Origin of the sequence: Corynebacterium sp. CCUG 69979 (assembly GCF_024454095.1) — a bacterium.
Lineage (GTDB): Bacteria > Actinomycetota > Actinomycetes > Mycobacteriales > Mycobacteriaceae > Corynebacterium > Corynebacterium genitalium.
This window is the reverse complement of record NZ_JAGPZA010000003.1, coordinates 65352-81313: the sequence shown is the minus strand read 5'-3', so window position 1 is coordinate 81313 and position 15962 is coordinate 65352. Positions and strand designations below refer to the sequence as shown.

Here is a 15962-nt window from a genome sequence, read left to right as displayed (position 1 = left end):
GTTTTCCCCTAAAGAAGTTTGCGGGCCAAATCAGCAACGCCAATCATACCTGCCTGCGGTCCAAGGTCCGCAGTTTGCAGACGTGGAATCGGGCGGAAGCCGGATCCGACCATGTTGCGACGCATGGCTTCGTGCGCAGCATCGAGGAACAGGTCAGCATCCGCGCTCACTCCCCCGCCCAGCACGATCAACTCCGGGTCGAGCACGTCGCTCACGATGGAAAGACCCTGTCCGAGCCAGCACGCAAAGTCATCCATTGTTGCTAGCGCCAGCGCATCGCCGTTGCGTGCGGCAGCGACAACATCGTTGCCAGTCGCGCGCTTATCGACGGCCCTGCGGTACAGCGTGCAGGGTTCAAATCCACCCTTCGTAGCAATCTCAACGGCGGTGTCCACCAGCGCAGTGCCAGAGGCATAGCGCTCCAAGCACCCTTGTTTCCCGCAGGAGCATGCACGCCCACCTTGGACGACGGTGATGTGACCGAATTCGGGTGCGGTACCAAAAGAACCGCGGTAGATCTCACCGTGATGCATGAGTGTTGCACCAATGCCTGTACCCACGGCAAAGAACACCCACGTGTCTGCGTCCTGGGCGGCACCGTAGCGGTATTCGCCCCACGCCGCGGCGTTCGCATCATGCTCCAGGCATACCGGCAACTCCAGCTCTTCTTCCAGCAGCTGCTTCACTGGCGCGTTGTCCTGCCACGGTAGGTGCGGAGCGAAACGGACCACTTCACAGTCCGGATCCAAGAAACCGGCGACGGCGAGACCGACAGCGCCGATGGAATGCCTGCGGCGCAAAACTTCCACCAGTTCGACGATGGCGTGAGTCAGTCCGTCCGCGTCGTGGGGAGTATGAGTTTCCTCCACGTCCACGATGTCGCCGTGCTTATCGACGACACCAGCGCGCGTATTCGTCCCGCCAATGTCGAATCCGATTGTGACCATGACAGATCATTCTAGACCCAACACACGGACGAGCCTGCTCGTCAGCATCTCCCACGAGAAAGCCTGGCTTACGTGCTCGCGGCCTGCGCGCCCCATGCGTCGACGCCTTTCCGGGTCCGCAAGCAAAGTGAGCACGGCCGTGGTGATCTCTTTCTCTGAATGCCCGTCCACGACAATGCCGCTCTCCGGTGTCACCGTCTCCGGCGCTCCGCCAGAGTCCCCCGCCACAACGGGGATACCGCACGCTTGGGCTTCCAGGTAGACGATGCCTAAGCCTTCGACGTCTAGCCCCCAGCCGCGTGTCCGGGCCGGCATTGCCATGACGTCGGCCGCAGCGAGAAGATCACGCATGTCCTCACGCTCCAGGCGGCCATGGAAACGCACTGAGTCTGTGACGGCGTTTCTATCGGCCAGCTTGCGCAGCGTGTCTTCATAAGGTCCCTGCCCGATGATCGCGAGCTTCGCATCCGGAAAGACCTGCCGGATACTTGGCCAAACGCGAATCAACATGTCCTGTCCTTTGCGCGCGACGAGCCGAGACGGAACAACCACCAACGGGTCTGCCCCGTAGCCGTAACGCTGCCGTGCTGAGCGCCGCTGCGACTCTGAAGCTGGGCGGAAGAAGTCCGTATCCACGCCCGACGGCAACGCGACATACTCCGGGTGCTTCCCGAAGGCGCGTGAGAACCTCCTGCGGGTGTAGTCCGACACGTAAGTCACCACGTCGGAGGAGTTTCCAATCCGCCGTAGTGCCTGGCGCGGCCCTGGGAGCATCGACCACCCGACTTCATGGCCGTGGGTGCTTGCGACAATTCTCTTCGCACCCGCCTTGCGCGCGACCCCGGCCATCAACCCCAACGGGGCGGCGGCGCCGAACCACACGGTGTCAATGCCCTGTTCTCGAATGATCTGGCTCATGCGTTCAGCGGTTCGAGGGGTAGGGAGCATGACCTGCTTCGGCCAGCGAAAGATGGGGATGGCAGAAGAAGCGTCGTAAAGCGATGCTTGCTCATGATCCTGTGTCAATGCGAAAACAACGATGGACTCCGCACCGCAGGTAGCAGCGACAGCGTCGGTGAAATCCCGCAAATACGACTGAATCCCGCCGAAAGTAGGCGGGAAGTCGTTGGTGACCAGGAGAACCTTAATGGCGCAGATGCCTTAGCGCTTAGTAGCGGACAGCGCCCTGAACAGGCATCGAGTTCAACGGCACGACCTGGACCGGAATACCGTAATCGGAGGCGTGCACAACCTGGCCGTCACCGATGTACATGCCCACGTGAGTAATTCCCGGGTAGTAACCGATGATGTCGCCCGGCTGCAGCTCAGACAAAGGCACCGGCGTGCCGCCAGCCAGCTGCGCCTGTGAGGTGCGCGGGATGGTCTTGCCGTTCTGAGCGTAGGACCAGTACATCAAGCCGGAGCAATCGAACTGGTTCGGGCCAGCTGCGCCCCAGCCGTACGGTGAACCAATCTTGGACAAGGCTGCACCCACCACGCCGTCACCATGGGCGGATGCCGGGACGTTGAGAGCTACCGGTCCGTTCTTCGCCTCCCACGCGGCGCGCTGCTCCGGGGTGAACGCATCCACGCGACGCTCGACTTCCTTGACCTTGGCGTCCAGGTCTTTGCGCTCCTTCTCCAGCTTGTCGCGCTTGCCCTCCAGCTCCGCCTTGCGGTAGTTGGCCACAGCCACGGCAATGTTAGCGTCGGTGGCCCGCTGGGCTGCTTGCTTGTTCAACTGGGTGGAGTTATCCAGGGTGCGCTGCGCGGAGCGGCTCAGAGAACCGAGGTAGGAAGCGCGGTCAATAGCCTCCTGCGGATTCATTGCATCGAGGGCATTAAGTCGCGCGTCGTTAGAGACGTTGCGGTACTGCGTACGCGCGTGGCCGTCGACCTCCTGCTGCGCGCCCGACCGAGCGCCTACCGCGCGTTCTGCTTCACGCTTTGCATCATCAGCTTGCCTCTGCAGCGTCTTGACTTCCTTATCGCCTTTGACGATCTGGTCCTCGATCTCCTTGACCTCTTCGGCCTTCTCGGTGGCCTGGTGGGAGACATCTTCCATCTCCTTGATCATGGTCTCAACGTCCTCGGCATAAGCCGGGACGGTAGAACCCGCAGTTGCGACGGCTGTAAGTACGCCAGCTGCAACGATCGGACGCGACGTGCGACGGGAGGAAGCGCGGTGCTTGCCCACGAGGACCTCTTTCTGAAAGAACATGAAGGAAAAGATGACAAACCTGTAACAAAGTTATAGCGTCCGCCCGCACCGGTCAAACACTTTGGACAGACTAAAGTGCCAAAAAGCTCCACTCTGTTACTGTTGTGACAATTGTGCGATAAAGAGCCAAAACCGGCCCGAGCCCCGAGGCTCCAGACCGGTTTTAGGTACGCCGCGGAAGTTCCTGCGGCAGGTGCTGCGCTAGAAGCGGACTGCAGAGTGAATCGGCATCATGTTCAGCGGGCGGTAGCCCACCGGGGTGCCGGAGTTCAGCGCGTCGATGATCTGGCCGTTACCGGCGTAAATAGCAACGTGGGATGCGCCACCGTAGTAGACGACGATGTCACCCGGCTGCAGGTCAGAAATGGCGACCTTACGGCCAGCGTTGGCCTGAGCCTGCGAGGTACGCGGAATCTGCTTGCCTGCCTGAGCGTGAACCCAGGAGGTGAAGCCAGAGCAGTCGAACGCGTTCGGGCCGGCAGCGCCGTAGACGTACGGGGAGCCGATCTTGGACTTTGCGATGGACACGATGCGCTCACCCTGGGACGGCTGGCGCACCGGAGCCGGTGCGGCAGCAGCCTGCGGCTGGCGGTTAGCGACAGGGGCGCTAGCGTACTTCTTCTCGACGCCGTTGATCCAGTCGTTGAAGCCCGGAACGTTAGCAACGCCCGGAACAGCCTTCACGGCCGCGATAGCAGAACGGATGTCAGCGTCGCGGTCGGCCTTACCGGCCAGGGACGGGATCCACTGCTCGATGCCCGGGATGCTTGCGATGCCAGGGGTGTTCTCAATGCCCGGGATCTCCGCAGAGATGTTCGTGTTAGGAACGCGAACCTCGGCAGCGTCAGCGGTAGTCGGGGCGATCAGGGTTGCGCCGGCGAGAACGGCGGACGCGGTTGCAACGGTGCGCTTGGTACCGTTTGCCTGGCGGCGGTGCTTAGCCACTTATAAACTCCATATCTCCAGTTGCGCCTACCGGGTTAGCTGTCGGGTTCGGTGCGGGAAGTCACCTCTAGGACGCTCCTGCGCTTGCGCGCTCCTTGCGCCCCGTTCACCCCAGGGAAGTCATGGTTCCCCGGCTTCCGGACCATAGGGGTCCTAGAACTCGGCTCTATGTGGTTCAAATGTCGCTTGCGCCTTCGTGGCTACAAGGTCTCAGCTAGGTTACGAAACGGACACAAGCATTGTCCAACGGCGCGCCCGTTATTTTTTCGTTATTTTCCCCGGCGCCCCGAAAAACCGACGCCTCGAGCCCCTCCATGCCAACCTGCTTTAGCGTGTGACGGCCTACTGCGGGCCTGTCACCAGCACGTTTGCTGCGGAATGACGTTACGTCCAAGGCCGGCAGAAAGCGATGATTGACGCCAAAACTTTCTAATGTGATCCTGCTCACAGTAGATGTCTTTATGGTTTTGTTACAAGCCAAAGGCCCCTCCCCCACCCGCTTTTGGGCAGTCAGAGGGGCCTCGGCGTTATGCGCTAATGGCTCTAACGCTTGCTCTTAGTACCGGCGTCGCGGTCGACAGAGTTCTTCTCTGCCTCCAGCGCACGCAGCGTCTCCACCTCTTCGTGGTGGTTCTGGCGCGCCATCTCGTTGCGGCGCGCAGTGATCGCCGGATCATCCGGGCTGAACGTGCCGGAGGTCTCCGAGTCGGCGTAACCGAGCTGGTTCATCTGCTTCGGAACAACAGCGCCCGCGTACTCGAGCGGGATCTGGTGGCCGTGCTCGTCCACCGGGCCAATCGGCTGGTGAACCTCGACGAAGGCACCATTCGGCAGCTTCTTGATCACACCGGTCTCAATACCGTGCTCCAGGACCTCACGGTCAGAGCGCTGGAGACCGACGCAAATGCGGTAGGTGATGAAGTACGCCAGCGGCGGCAGCACGATCAAACCTATACGGCCAACCCAGGTCATCGCGTTAAGCGAGATCTGGAAGTGGTAAGCAAACAGGTCGTTACCACCGGACAATGTCAGCAGCAGGAAGAAGGTGATGCCCATGACACCGATACCGGTGCGGACAGGAACGTCGCGGGGACGCTGCAAGAGGTTGTGGTGCGCGTCGTCGCCAAGCATCTTCTTCTCCAGGAAGGGATACAGCAGCAACAGCACCACCATGAGGCCTGCCATCAGTGCCACCCAGAACACGCCCGGGATGGTGTAGTTACCCAAGTAGAGCTCCCACGCCGGCATGACACGGGCGGCACCATCCGTCCACAGCATGTAGACGTCAGGCTGAGAACCAGCGGACACCTGCGACGGGTTGTAGGGGCCGAGGTTCCAAATCGCGTTAATGGTAGTGACACCGGCCATCAGCGCGAGGACACCGAAGACCAGCAGGCCGAAACCGACAGCCTTGACTGCGAAGACCGGCAGAATGCGGATACCCACAACGTTGTTCTCGGTGCGGCCCGGGCCAGGGAACTGGGTGTGCTTCTGGAACCAGACCATCAGCAGGTGTCCGGCAATCAGCGCGAGGATGATGCCCGGCAGGATCAGCACGTGCATGATGTAGAAGCGGTCCAGCATGAGGTCGGACGGGAAGTCGCCGCCGAAGATTGCCCAGTGGATCCAGGTGCCGATGATCGGCAGGCCCACGATGATCGCGGACATAATGCGCAGACCGACACCGGAAAGCAGGTCATCCGGCAGAGAGTAACCGAGGAAGCCCTCGATCATGCCCAGCAGAATCAGGACAACACCGATGATCCAGTTGGCTTCACGCGGGCGACGGAATGCACCGGTGAAGAAGATGCGCAGCATGTGGGCGAACATCGCCATCATGAACATGAGCGCAGCCCAGTGGTGCATCTGGCGGATGAACAGACCACCGCGGACCTCGAAGGAAATGTCCAGGGCAGTCGCGTATGCACGCGACATCTCCACGCCGTTGAGCGGGAGGTACCCGCCGTCGTAGATCACCTTCGTGATCGACGGGTCGAAGAAGAGCGCCAGGTACACACCTGTCAGCAGCAGGATGATGAAGCTGTACAAGGCCATCTCGCCGAGCATGAAGGACCAGTGCGTCGGAAAGACCTTGTTCAGCTGCGGGCGCAGGACACCCGAGATCGTGTAGCGCGAATCAATATTGTCAGCAGCTTGACTGAGTTTAGTGCTCATTAGGACTTACGCTCCCAGAATGCCGGGCCGACGGGCTCAATGAAGTCCCCGCGGGCGATGAGGTAACCATCTTCGTCGATCTCAATCGGCAGCTGCGGCAGAGCGCGCGCAGCTGGACCGAAGATCGGCTTGCCGTGCTGCAGTGCATCGAACTGCGACTGGTGGCACGGGCACAGGATGCGGTTGGTCTGAGCCTCGTACAAGGAGGTCGGGCAACCGATGTGCGTACAGATCTTGGAGTAGGCGTAGTAATCGCCGTAGTGGAAGTCTTCCTGACCTTGGCGCTCCACCACTGCGGCAGCGTCGGAGGAACGCAGGCGGATCAGCATGACCGCATTGCGCGGGCCGTGGATGGAGTGCATGTGGTTCTCGTACACGTCCAGGTCCGGGTTGTAGTCATCGCCGTCGTTAACGTCCTGCTCCAGGAGCGGGAAGACCGTCTCCATGGAAGCTGCGTCCAAGTCCTCGGGGCGCATGCGCACCAGGCGGGACACACCAGCCGTGGTGTAGTGCTTGCCGGCGTCACTGTCGTGCAGCTCGGCGATCGCACCGGTGTCGCGGCCCAGGTAAAGCTTCTTGCCTTCACGCGCCATGGACCAACCCTGGGTCCACAAGGTGCCGTCGCCTTCGTAGTTCATGGCGTGGCGGGGACGCCACGGGTTCTTGATCACGCCGCCGAGCGGGGCGATGATGGCCAGGCCAGCAAGCAGGCCAGCACCACCGAGGAGACCCTGCATCACCTTGCGGCGACCAAGGGTGGAAGTCTGCCATGCATCGTTAAGCAGCGCGGTGGTCGTGCGGCGGTCCAGCTCGGAGGAGCGGCCGTCGTGGCGACGCTGTACCGCGATTTCTTCCGGGATGAACTTCTTGACGTACTGGACGACAGCGAAGCCCAGAGATGCAAGCGCCAGGCCAGAGGTCAGGCCGAGCAAAGGGGTGTACATGGTGTACATCCACAGGCCTTCGTCACCGTGGAAGCGGGGCTCCCACGGCCAGAAGAGGTAAACGCCCAGGAATGCCAGGCCCATGACGATCGAGATGATCAGCCAGACCATGATGCCGCGCGCAGCGCGCTTCTCTGCCGGGTCATCCTCAATCGGCCAGCGTTCCTTGCGGTACGCAACCGTCACGTCGTCGAGCTCGGTGCCCAGGGCAGCCAGCTCGGCATTGCTCATGCGATCGAGCTCTTTGTCTGTGTAATCCTTCTTCACTTCATTGCTCATGAGCGCGATCCAATCCACATTGCAGCGGCGCCGACCAGGGTGACACCGATGATCCACATTGCAAGGCCCTCAGCAACGGGGCCGATACCGCCAAGCGACCAACCCGAGGGGCTCGGGGTTTCCTTGGCGGACTTGATGAAGGCGATGATGTCCTTCTTCTCGTCCGCGGTGAGCTGGCGGTCAGAGAACTTCGGCATGTTCTGCGGACCAGTCAGCATTGCCTGGTAAATCTCCTGCTCATTGGCAGGGTCCAGGACCGGCGCGTACTTACCGGAGGACAGCGCGCCACCACGGCCAGTGAAGTTGTGGCAGGACGCACAGTTGAGGCGGAACAGCTCCGATCCGCGTGCAACGTCGTCAGCCTGAATCTGTCCGTCGTAGTTCTTACCGCGCAGCTCCTCCATAGCGACAGAGCCGTCCTCGTTGTAGACCAGCTCCGGGCCGCCACCGTTTGCTGCAACATACGCGGCGATGGCCAGGGTCTGCGCCTCGGTGTAGCGCGGCTTCTTGCGCTCAGCCTGAGCGTCATTCGACATCATCGGCATGCGGCCGGAGTGCACCTGGAAGTACACGGCACCTTCACCGGTACCGATCAGGGACGGACCGCGGTCCTTGACGCCCTGGAGGTTAGCGCCGTGGCAGGTGATGCAAGCAACGTCGTAGAGGTCCTTGCCCTCTTGGATCATTGCCTGGTCGTCGCGCTGGGCGGTGGCGACCTGTGCGTCCGGAGTCAGGGCGGACGCAAGCAGGCCGGCACCCGTGAGACCAAACGTCAACGCCATCGCGCCGGCAGCGGACCTGCGCAGCTTGCGGCGGTTACGCGCCTTCTTGGGGGTGTTATCCATGTTGTTCCCTTTAGCGAAATCAGATTTTCAATCAGCGTGCTGCGTGCGAGCGAGTGCCCGTGTGGGCAGCTACTGAACGAGGTAGAGAGTAACGAACACGCCGATCCAAATGACGTCGACGAAGTGCCAGTAGTAGGAGGTCACCATGGCCGCAGTTGCCTGCGCCGGGGTGAACTTCGACTTGGCCACGCGTGCCATGACAATGCAGAACGCAATGATGCCCGCGGTCACGTGCGCCATGTGGAAGCCGGTGATGATGTAGAACACCGACCCGTAGACGCTGGACTGCGGGGTCACACCGTGCATGACCATCTCAGCCCACTCGTAGGCGACCAGACCCAGGAAGATCACGCCCAGGGCAATGGTCACGGTGAACCACTTGCGCAGCCCGAAGACATCACCCTTCTCTGCGGCGAACACACCAAGCTGCGAGGTGACCGAGGAGGTCACCAGCACAATGGTGATGATCGTTCCGAAGAGAACGTTGAGGTGATCGGTTTGAACAGCCCAATCACCAGTTTTCATGCCGTTTGCACGCGAGGTGAAGTACATCGCGAACAAGCCGGCGAAGAACATCAATTCTTGGGCGAGGAACACGATCGTTCCGACGCTGACCATGTTCGGTCGGTTCAGCACCGGCAAACGGTCGGGCGAAGTCGCCATACCTGGGTTCGTTGTTGCAGTCGTCACGCGTATTAGTATCCCGCTTTTGAACCCTAAAGTCACCTTGTTTACCCCCGAGTTTTTCATGTGAGCAGTTCACGGACCTGCCCGTATTTCTGCTCACATTCCGCGTGTCGCAGTCACGCATCCGTCCAGGAACTCTTTCGCGGTGCTTTACGACGGTCATCCGTGCAGGTCATAGCTTGAGCCGCGATTCCCCTAACGCGGCAACATTCTCACCCCACTGCGGGAACGCCGCTAAGCGAACGTGCGCCACGAACGTCTTAGTTCCCGCGTGTGACTGGATTCACACATTCGGCCTGCAGAAACGTGCACCCCCATCAACTTTCGGATGACCCCTCACCCCATCGACCGAAAGGTTGGCCTGCCCCAACAGAAAAATGGAAACCCCCACGCCACAGGGCGTGGGGGCCGAAGTTACGTTCGCCTTTGCGGCGAAGTCTTAGTGCTTCTCGCGGGGGATACCGTACTGCAGGTTCAGCATCGTCACGCCCCAGATGAGCACGACGACACCAAGGGCCAGAAGCCACAGCTGCCAGAAGCAGATCCCGAAAGCCATGAGGGTAATGCCACCAGTCATCACCATCGGCCAGACGGAGTTCGGGGAGAAGAAGCCCAAAACACCAGCGCCGTCCTCAACCTCTGCTTCCTCCCAGTCCTCCGGGAGGATATCGATGCGACGTTCGGTGAAGTGAAGGTAACCGCCGAGCATGAAGGAGAAAGCAGCTGCGAGAACCAGGGCCACACCGCCGGCCCATTCGTAGCCGCCCATGTACGCGTCGTCGCCGACGAAGTTAGTGCCCAGGGCGTAGAGCACCGCAATGACCGCGATGAAGACGCCGATTCCGTAGAAGACCTTTGATCCTGCACCCATGATGTGTACCTAGCCTCTCTTAGATGCCGACGTTGTCGACGGCGTTGTTTCCGTCGCGCGTGCCGGTGCGGTCGGAGTTGAACGGGCGGGTGGACGTAGCGAACGGCTCCTCGCCGATGGCCTCAAGAGCCTCGGAGTTGGATGCTTCGGGGTTGTTGTGGCGGAAGTCCATGTACTCGCGGAACTGATCCGGCGTGACCGCACGGATTTCGAAGTTCATCATTGCGTGGTAGGTACCGCACATCTCAGCACAGCGGCCGACGAAGGAACCGGTCTCGGTGATCTCCTCGATCTGGAAGCTGCGCTCCTGCTGGTTCATCTCCGGGTGAGAGTAAGCATCGCGCTTGAACAGGAACTCCGGAACCCAGAAGGCGTGGCTCACATCGCTGGATGCGAGACGGAACTCGATCGCTGTGTCGGTCGGCAGAACCAGAACCGGAACTTCCTCGGTGGAACCAACAGTCTCAATCAGGTTGTAGTTGAGGTAGGACTGGTCGTTCGAAGACTGGCCGTGAATCGGGTTGCCGTTGACCATGTTCTCGTCGTCGATCTTGGTCTCGTCGGCCAGCTTCTGGCGCTCCAGATCGCTACCGTCATAGTCCCCGCCGACCGGCGACAGGTCTCCCTTGACCTCCGCGTAGCCGAACTTCCAGTTCCACTGGAATGCCGTGACATCGACAGTCACATCCGGCTCCTTATCCAAGGCGACCACCTTGGTCTGCGCCTGGACCGTGAAGAAGAACAGGACCATGACGATCAGGATCGGCACAATGGTCAGCGCCAGCTCGAGCGGGATGTTGTACTGCAGCTGCTTCGGGAACTCACCGTGGCCCTGCTTCTGACGGCGCTTGCTGTTCCACGCGAAAACCGCGTAGATGAAGATGGCCCACATGATGATGCCGATGATCCAGGCAACGAGCCAGACCCAGACCCAGAAGTTGTACATGCTGGCACCTTCAGGGGTGACCGGGTCTGGCCAGCCCATGTCCAGCAGGTTGCCGAGTGCGCTCGGCGGTGCGACCTCACAGCCCGCCAGGCCCAGGCCACTCAGGGCGATAACCCCGGCGAGGCCGAGCTTCTTGGCGAGGCCACGGTTCTTTGCCGTATCCACGTGTGTAAAGCCTTCCTATCCACACAGAATATTCCTACCCAGTCAGAATAGAGGATCAGCGCCACATGTTTAACCTGCATGGCTCCCGCGTTTTCGGCGACGCAGAGCCACGGCCTACGCAGAGCACCCAAAGAGGCGCTGTCCTAGCCGGTCACCTGCAGTCACTGTGCGCAGATCCACCACAGATTTCCCACAGGCGTAATTGCGGTCACACTTATCTTGCAGAATATCAATCGGAAGTTGCACCCCTAACGGGGACGGGCTAAAGGTGGTGCGACACCAATAGACTCAGCGGCGCCCCGCAGATCTATTGTGGGTGGAGCTAGTTTTACTCAACTCTTTCTAAGGAGCCACCCACTTATGTGCGGTCTTCTCGCAATGCTCAGCAGCAATTCGGACGCTGCCCGCTTCGTCGCGGCCACCGAGCGTGCCCTGCCGTGTTTCCACCACCGCGGCCCAGATGCCGCCGGGACGTGGAACGACGATGACGCAGTTTTCGGCTTCAACCGCCTGTCCATCATTGACCTCGAGCACTCCCACCAGCCGTTGCGCTGGGGGCCGGAAGACAACCCGCAGCGCTACGCACTGACGTTCAACGGTGAGATCTACAACTACATAGAACTGCGCGATGAGCTGTCCGCCCTCGGCTACACCTTCAACACGCACGGTGATTCCGAAACCATCGTGGTGGGCTACCACCACTGGGGCAAGGACGTGGTGAACCACCTCCGAGGCATGTTCGCCTTCACCATCTGGGACACCCAGGACCGGGTCATGTTCGCTGCCCGCGACCAGTTCGGCATCAAGCCCCTCTACTACGCCACAACTGACGCAGGCACCGTCTTCTCCTCGGAGAAGAAGTCCATCCTGGAGATGGCGCCGGAGCTCGGGCTGGATCTGAGCCTGGATAAGCGCGCCATCGAGCATTATGTGGACCTGCAGTACGTCCCGGAGCCGGAATCTCTCCACGCGGCCATCCGCCGGCTCGAATCTGGATGCACCGCCACGCTGACCCCCGGCGGTGAGGTCGTCGCGGAGCGCTACTTCCGGCCCCAGTTCAATGTCACGCCGGTGATCAAAGGCGAAGAACAGAAGCTTTTCGACGCTATTGCCGCCGCCCTGGAAGATTCCGTCGCAAAGCACATGCGCGCAGACGTGACCGTCGGCTCCTTCCTCTCCGGCGGTATTGACTCGACCGCCATTGCGACATTGGCTAAGCGGCACAACCCGAACTTGCTGACGTTCACCACCGGTTTTGAACGCCAGGGTTACTCCGAGGTCGATGTCGCGGCTGAGTCCGCGGAAGCGATCGGCGTTGAACACATAGTCAAGATCGTCTCTCCGGAGGAATACGCCGAGTCCATCCCGAAGATCATGTGGTACCTCGACGACCCGGTGGCTGACCCGTCGCTCGTCCCGCTCTTCTTCGTGGCGCAAGAAGCTCGTAAGCACGTCAAGGTGGTCCTGTCCGGTGAGGGCGCGGACGAGCTCTTCGGCGGCTACACCATCTATAAGGAGCCCCTGTCTCTCGCGCCGTTCGAGAAAATGCCGGACCCCCTGCTCAAGGGCCTCAATCGGTTAAGCCACATTCTGCCTGAGGGAATGAAGGGTAAGTCACTGCTTGAGCGCGGAACGATGCCGATGGAGGATCGCTACTACGGTAACGCGCGCTCCTTCAACTACGACCAGCTGCGCCGAGTGCTTCCGTGGGCCAAGCGCGAGTGGGACCACCGCGAGGTCACCGCACCGATCTACGCCGAGTCCGTCGACATGGACCCGGTCGCACGCATGCAGCACTTGGACCTGTTCACGTGGATGCGCGGCGACATCCTGGTCAAGGCTGACAAGATCAACATGGCGCACTCCCTCGAGCTGCGCGTGCCGTTCCTGGATAAGGAGGTCTTCGCTGTCGCGGAGACCATCCCTCACGATCTGAAGATCGCGGACGGAACAACCAAATACGCCCTGCGCAAGGCCATGGAGCAGATCGTCCCGCCGCACGTCCTGCACCGCAAGAAGCTCGGCTTCCCCGTGCCTATGCGCCACTGGCTCGCCGGCGACGAGCTCTACGGTTGGGCCCAGCAGACCATCCGCGACTCCCAGACCGACGACATCTTCAACAAGCACGAAGTCGAAGAGATGCTCAAGGAGCACCGCGACGGTGTCTCCGACCACTCGCGTCGTCTGTGGACCGTGCTGGCGTTCATGGTCTGGCACGGCATTTTCGTCGAGCACCGCATCGATCCCGGCATTGAGCAGCGCGATTATCCGGTGAAGCTCTAAGGCTCACCACTCTCCCTGCCCCACTACCCCGCTCGTCGGCACCACACACGCCGGTGGACGGGGTAGTGCTGGCTCTACCCCGATTGGATAAGCAGGGTTACTGAATTTTCGTGCTTCTGTCGGTTCAATTCGCACTATGACCAACGCGCAGAGCAACCAGCAGTTACAGCGAAAGTCCGAGACCAAGACAAACCGAAGGAAAGTCTGGACCGTGATCGGGGCGCTAGCCCTCGCCGTGGTGATAGTCGCTGCAGTAGCCGTGTACTTTTACGGCCCGGCCGTCACCGCGATGACTACGGGGACGGCACGTTTTGTGGGCACGGACTCACCGAAACGCTACACCTCGACGGTACTTCAGCTGGCCGAGCAAGGTATCTACAGCGACTCGGAGGAATTCTCGGCCGCGAGCGAGCACGCCAAAGATGTGGCCAAGAAGGCGGATTCTGTCGACGAAGTGCGCGAAGATCTCAACAACGCGGTTCGCGCCGCGGGCGGTAAGCACTCGCGCCTGATCTCCCCCGATGAAAAGCAGCAGCGCGTTGATGACGAAAACGCCGAAGACGGCGCATCCGAACCCACCGTCAACGTGGAGAGTGCCGTCGCCATCGCCACGGTTCCCGGTATCCACCGCGACGACGACGTGCAGAGCTACGCTGACGAGCTGTCGAACGGCCTGACGCAGGCCCGCGATAACGGCGCATGCGGCGCAATCGTGGATCTACAGACCAACGACGGCGGCGACATGGGCCCTATGCTGGCGGGTCTCTCTCCCATCATCCCCGACGGCACTGCGATCGAGTTCGTCGCTTCCGGCAATGCGATGCCGGTGAAGGTCGAGGGGAATTCAGTCAGCAGCGGCGGCACTCCCCTCTCAACCACCGGTGGCAAATGGGATGCGCCGACGGCTGTGCTCGTCAGTGACGCGACCGCGTCTTCCGGTGAGGCGACCATGCTGTCCTTCCGCGGTCTGGACAATTCCCGCAGCTTCGGCACGCCGACCGCTGGGTTCGCCTCGGCGAATAATGTCTATGAATTCCCCGACGGCAGCGAGCTGATGCTCACCACAGCCAGGAACCGCGACCGTACCGGCCAAACCTACGCGGAGGATCCAATCGAACCCGACACAAAGACTGATTCGAGCGACGCTGCTTTGGCAGCGGCCAAGACATGGCTTCGCGAGGAGCACGGCTGCGAATAGGAGCACGGCTGCGAATAGATGCTAGGGCACCGGCTGGCACCGGTACTCAACCTAAAGAATTAAGCGCCCCGAGGGGCGCTTAATTCAATCCTCGCTCTCAGCGGAGCGTTCGTCTTAGTTGAAAGAGTCGCCGCAGGCGCAGGAGCCACCGGCGTTCGGGTTATCAATGGTGAAGCCCTGCTGCTCAATCGTGTCTGCGAAGTCGATCTCTGCGCCCATGAGGTACGGAACAGACATCTTGTCCACGACGAGGCGCACACCGCCGACGACATCGGCCTTGTCGCCGTCGAGGTCGCGGTCGTCGAAGTAGAGCTGGTAGCGCAGACCAGCGCAGCCACCCGGCTGCACAGCGATGCGCAGAGACAGGTCGTTGCGGCCTTCCTGATCCAGCAGCGCCTTTGCCTTAGCTGCAGCTGCGTCGGTCAGCTTGACGCCGGTAGTGGAAGTCGGTGCAGTCATAAAACATCTCCTTGGCCAATTGAGGCCGTGTTGCAGTTTCGGGGTCCGAGCCTACTCCCCGAGCCGGAACGGATGCTAGTGCACCCTAACTTGGAGCGAAGGAGCGGACTTCTACCGTGTCCAACACCCACGATGCGAACTGCATTCCAGGAGCAGAAACCGGCGCACTGCCACGGCCGTCAAGCTGCACGAACGCGTCGACCCTGTGTGGCTGTAACAGAAACCGGCCTTGTAGCCTAGAGAGCGTGAAACTTCCCTGGCAGAAAACTGACGCGACCGACGCCGCGGCCGGCGGCTCCACCAAAGTCGATCTTGCTGAACACAAGTCCGAGGTGACCAGCACGACCAGCACGGCAAGCACGGACGGCGCTAAAAATGCCCCAGAGAAGAAACTGCCCAAGGGCTACACTCCGCCGAAGGGGCGCCCCACGCCGAAGCGCCACGACCAGGAGGTCAAGCGCGGTGTGATCCGCGACCCGAACGCGATGTCCACTCCGCAGGCTGCGCAGAAGCGCAAAGAGCTGAAGAAGTCCATGTCCAAGGAAGAGTGGAAGGACTACAAGAAGCAGGAGCGCGCGCAGCGCCGCGCACAGAACAAGGAATTGCAGGCCAAGATGGACGCCGGTGAAGAGGCGTACCTCATGGACCGCGACAAGGGAAAGGTGCGCAAGTACGTCCGCGATTGGGTGGATTCGCGCCGTTTCATCTCCAACTACATCATGCCGGCGGCGTTCGTGATGTTGCTGATTATGCTCATCGGCCAGTTCGTGCCGCAGATGGCTGCGGTGCTGTCGACGTTGTCGATGATTTTCATCGCGACGGTGTTGGCAGAGGCGTTCATCATCGGCCGCAAGGCCAACAAGGCCGTCAAGGAAAAGTTCCCTGAGGAGAACGACACCGGCTTTGGCCTGGGCATGTACGCCTTCTCCCGCGCGACACAGCCACGCAACTGGCGCACGCCCAAGCCGCAGGTCGCTCTCGGTTCCAAGGTGTAGAA

General features: G+C 60.9%; 14 protein-coding genes and 1 riboswitch. Of the genes, 3 read left to right on the top strand and 11 right to left on the bottom strand.

Annotation, left to right across the window (positions count from 1 at the left end):
* Window positions 1–8 precede the first annotated feature (8 nt).
* From KBX18_RS03195 to KBX18_RS03150, 10 genes are all read right to left on the bottom strand, one after another.
* Window positions 9–947: an ROK family protein gene (locus KBX18_RS03195; RefSeq protein ID WP_005289522.1), complete on the bottom strand. Its 939-nt coding sequence runs from the start codon at window positions 945–947 to the stop codon at window positions 9–11.
* A 6-nt stretch (window positions 948–953) separates the two neighbouring features.
* Window positions 954–2096, bottom strand: coding sequence for a glycosyltransferase family 4 protein (locus tag KBX18_RS03190; RefSeq protein WP_255994847.1), 1143 nt, complete (start codon window positions 2094–2096; stop codon window positions 954–956).
* Between the two features lie 19 nt (window positions 2097–2115).
* Window positions 2116–3168 carry a C40 family peptidase gene (locus tag KBX18_RS03185; protein ID WP_255994787.1) on the bottom strand — a complete coding sequence of 351 codons (1053 nt, stop codon included), beginning with the start codon at window positions 3166–3168 and terminating at the stop codon, window positions 2116–2118.
* Between the two features lie 201 nt (window positions 3169–3369).
* Window positions 3370–4113 carry a C40 family peptidase gene (locus KBX18_RS03180; protein ID WP_005289516.1) on the bottom strand — a complete coding sequence of 248 codons (744 nt, stop codon included), beginning with the start codon at window positions 4111–4113 and terminating at the stop codon, window positions 3370–3372.
* A gap of 9 nt (window positions 4114–4122) precedes the next feature.
* Window positions 4123–4289, bottom strand: a riboswitch (cyclic di-AMP (ydaO/yuaA leader).
* A 367-nt stretch (window positions 4290–4656) separates the two neighbouring features.
* Entirely contained in the window at window positions 4657–6288 is a 1632-nt protein-coding gene (locus tag KBX18_RS03175; RefSeq protein WP_255994786.1) for a cytochrome bc complex cytochrome b subunit, read from the bottom strand.
* Window positions 6288–7511: a ubiquinol-cytochrome c reductase iron-sulfur subunit gene (locus KBX18_RS03170; RefSeq protein ID WP_005289512.1), complete on the bottom strand. Its 1224-nt coding sequence runs from the start codon at window positions 7509–7511 to the stop codon at window positions 6288–6290. The genes KBX18_RS03175 and KBX18_RS03170 overlap by 1 nt, the downstream gene beginning before the upstream one ends.
* Window positions 7508–8356, bottom strand: coding sequence for a c-type cytochrome (locus KBX18_RS03165; protein WP_255994785.1), 849 nt, complete (start codon window positions 8354–8356; stop codon window positions 7508–7510). The genes KBX18_RS03170 and KBX18_RS03165 overlap by 4 nt, the downstream gene beginning before the upstream one ends.
* Before the next feature lie 69 nt (window positions 8357–8425).
* On the bottom strand, window positions 8426–9046 hold the full coding sequence (locus KBX18_RS03160) for a heme-copper oxidase subunit III (protein ID WP_198002190.1): 621 nt from the start codon (window positions 9044–9046) through the stop codon (window positions 8426–8428).
* Window positions 9047–9482: 436 nt separating this feature from the next.
* The gene (locus KBX18_RS03155) at window positions 9483–9914 is read right to left on the bottom strand and encodes a cytochrome c oxidase subunit 4 (protein WP_005289502.1); all 432 of its coding nucleotides are present in this window, start codon (window positions 9912–9914) and stop codon (window positions 9483–9485) included.
* Between the two features lie 19 nt (window positions 9915–9933).
* The gene (locus KBX18_RS03150) at window positions 9934–11025 is read right to left on the bottom strand and encodes a cytochrome c oxidase subunit II (protein ID WP_255994784.1); all 1092 of its coding nucleotides are present in this window, start codon (window positions 11023–11025) and stop codon (window positions 9934–9936) included.
* A 360-nt stretch (window positions 11026–11385) separates the two neighbouring features.
* Between KBX18_RS03150 and asnB the strand changes: the two genes are divergently transcribed.
* Window positions 11386–13308: an asparagine synthase (glutamine-hydrolyzing) gene (gene asnB, locus KBX18_RS03145; protein ID WP_255994783.1), complete on the top strand. Its 1923-nt coding sequence runs from the start codon at window positions 11386–11388 to the stop codon at window positions 13306–13308.
* 136 nt (window positions 13309–13444) lie between these two features.
* Window positions 13445–14506, top strand: a complete 1062-nt coding sequence (locus KBX18_RS03140; protein WP_255994782.1) for a S41 family peptidase — start codon at window positions 13445–13447, stop codon at window positions 14504–14506.
* Window positions 14507–14620: 114 nt separating this feature from the next.
* Here the strand turns inward: KBX18_RS03140 and KBX18_RS03135 are convergent, their stop codons facing one another.
* On the bottom strand, window positions 14621–14965 hold the full coding sequence (locus KBX18_RS03135; protein WP_005289494.1) for an iron-sulfur cluster assembly accessory protein: 345 nt from the start codon (window positions 14963–14965) through the stop codon (window positions 14621–14623).
* Window positions 14966–15210: 245 nt separating this feature from the next.
* On the opposite strand from KBX18_RS03135, the gene KBX18_RS03130 reads away from it, so the two are divergent.
* Window positions 15211–15960 (top strand): DUF3043 domain-containing protein, encoded by a 750-nt coding sequence (locus tag KBX18_RS03130; protein ID WP_255994781.1) that lies wholly within the window; start codon window positions 15211–15213, stop codon window positions 15958–15960.
* The last annotated feature ends 2 nt before the right edge of the window (window positions 15961–15962 follow it).

Coding starts and splice junctions, on each gene's coding strand:
- KBX18_RS03170 (WP_005289512.1), bottom strand. CDS start 7,511: ATGAGCAATGAAGTGAAGAAGGATTACACAGACAAAGAGCTCGATCGC.
- KBX18_RS03135 (WP_005289494.1), bottom strand. CDS start 14,965: ATGACTGCACCGACTTCCACTACCGGCGTCAAGCTGACCGACGCAGCT.
- KBX18_RS03195 (WP_005289522.1), bottom strand. CDS start 947: ATGGTCACAATCGGATTCGACATTGGCGGGACGAATACGCGCGCTGGT.
- KBX18_RS03140 (WP_255994782.1), top strand. CDS start 13,445: ATGACCAACGCGCAGAGCAACCAGCAGTTACAGCGAAAGTCCGAGACC.
- KBX18_RS03165 (WP_255994785.1), bottom strand. CDS start 8,356: ATGGATAACACCCCCAAGAAGGCGCGTAACCGCCGCAAGCTGCGCAGG.
- KBX18_RS03155 (WP_005289502.1), bottom strand. CDS start 9,914: ATGGGTGCAGGATCAAAGGTCTTCTACGGAATCGGCGTCTTCATCGCG.
- KBX18_RS03175 (WP_255994786.1), bottom strand. CDS start 6,288: ATGAGCACTAAACTCAGTCAAGCTGCTGACAATATTGATTCGCGCTAC.
- KBX18_RS03185 (WP_255994787.1), bottom strand. CDS start 3,168: ATGTTCTTTCAGAAAGAGGTCCTCGTGGGCAAGCACCGCGCTTCCTCC.
- asnB (WP_255994783.1), top strand. CDS start 11,386: ATGTGCGGTCTTCTCGCAATGCTCAGCAGCAATTCGGACGCTGCCCGC.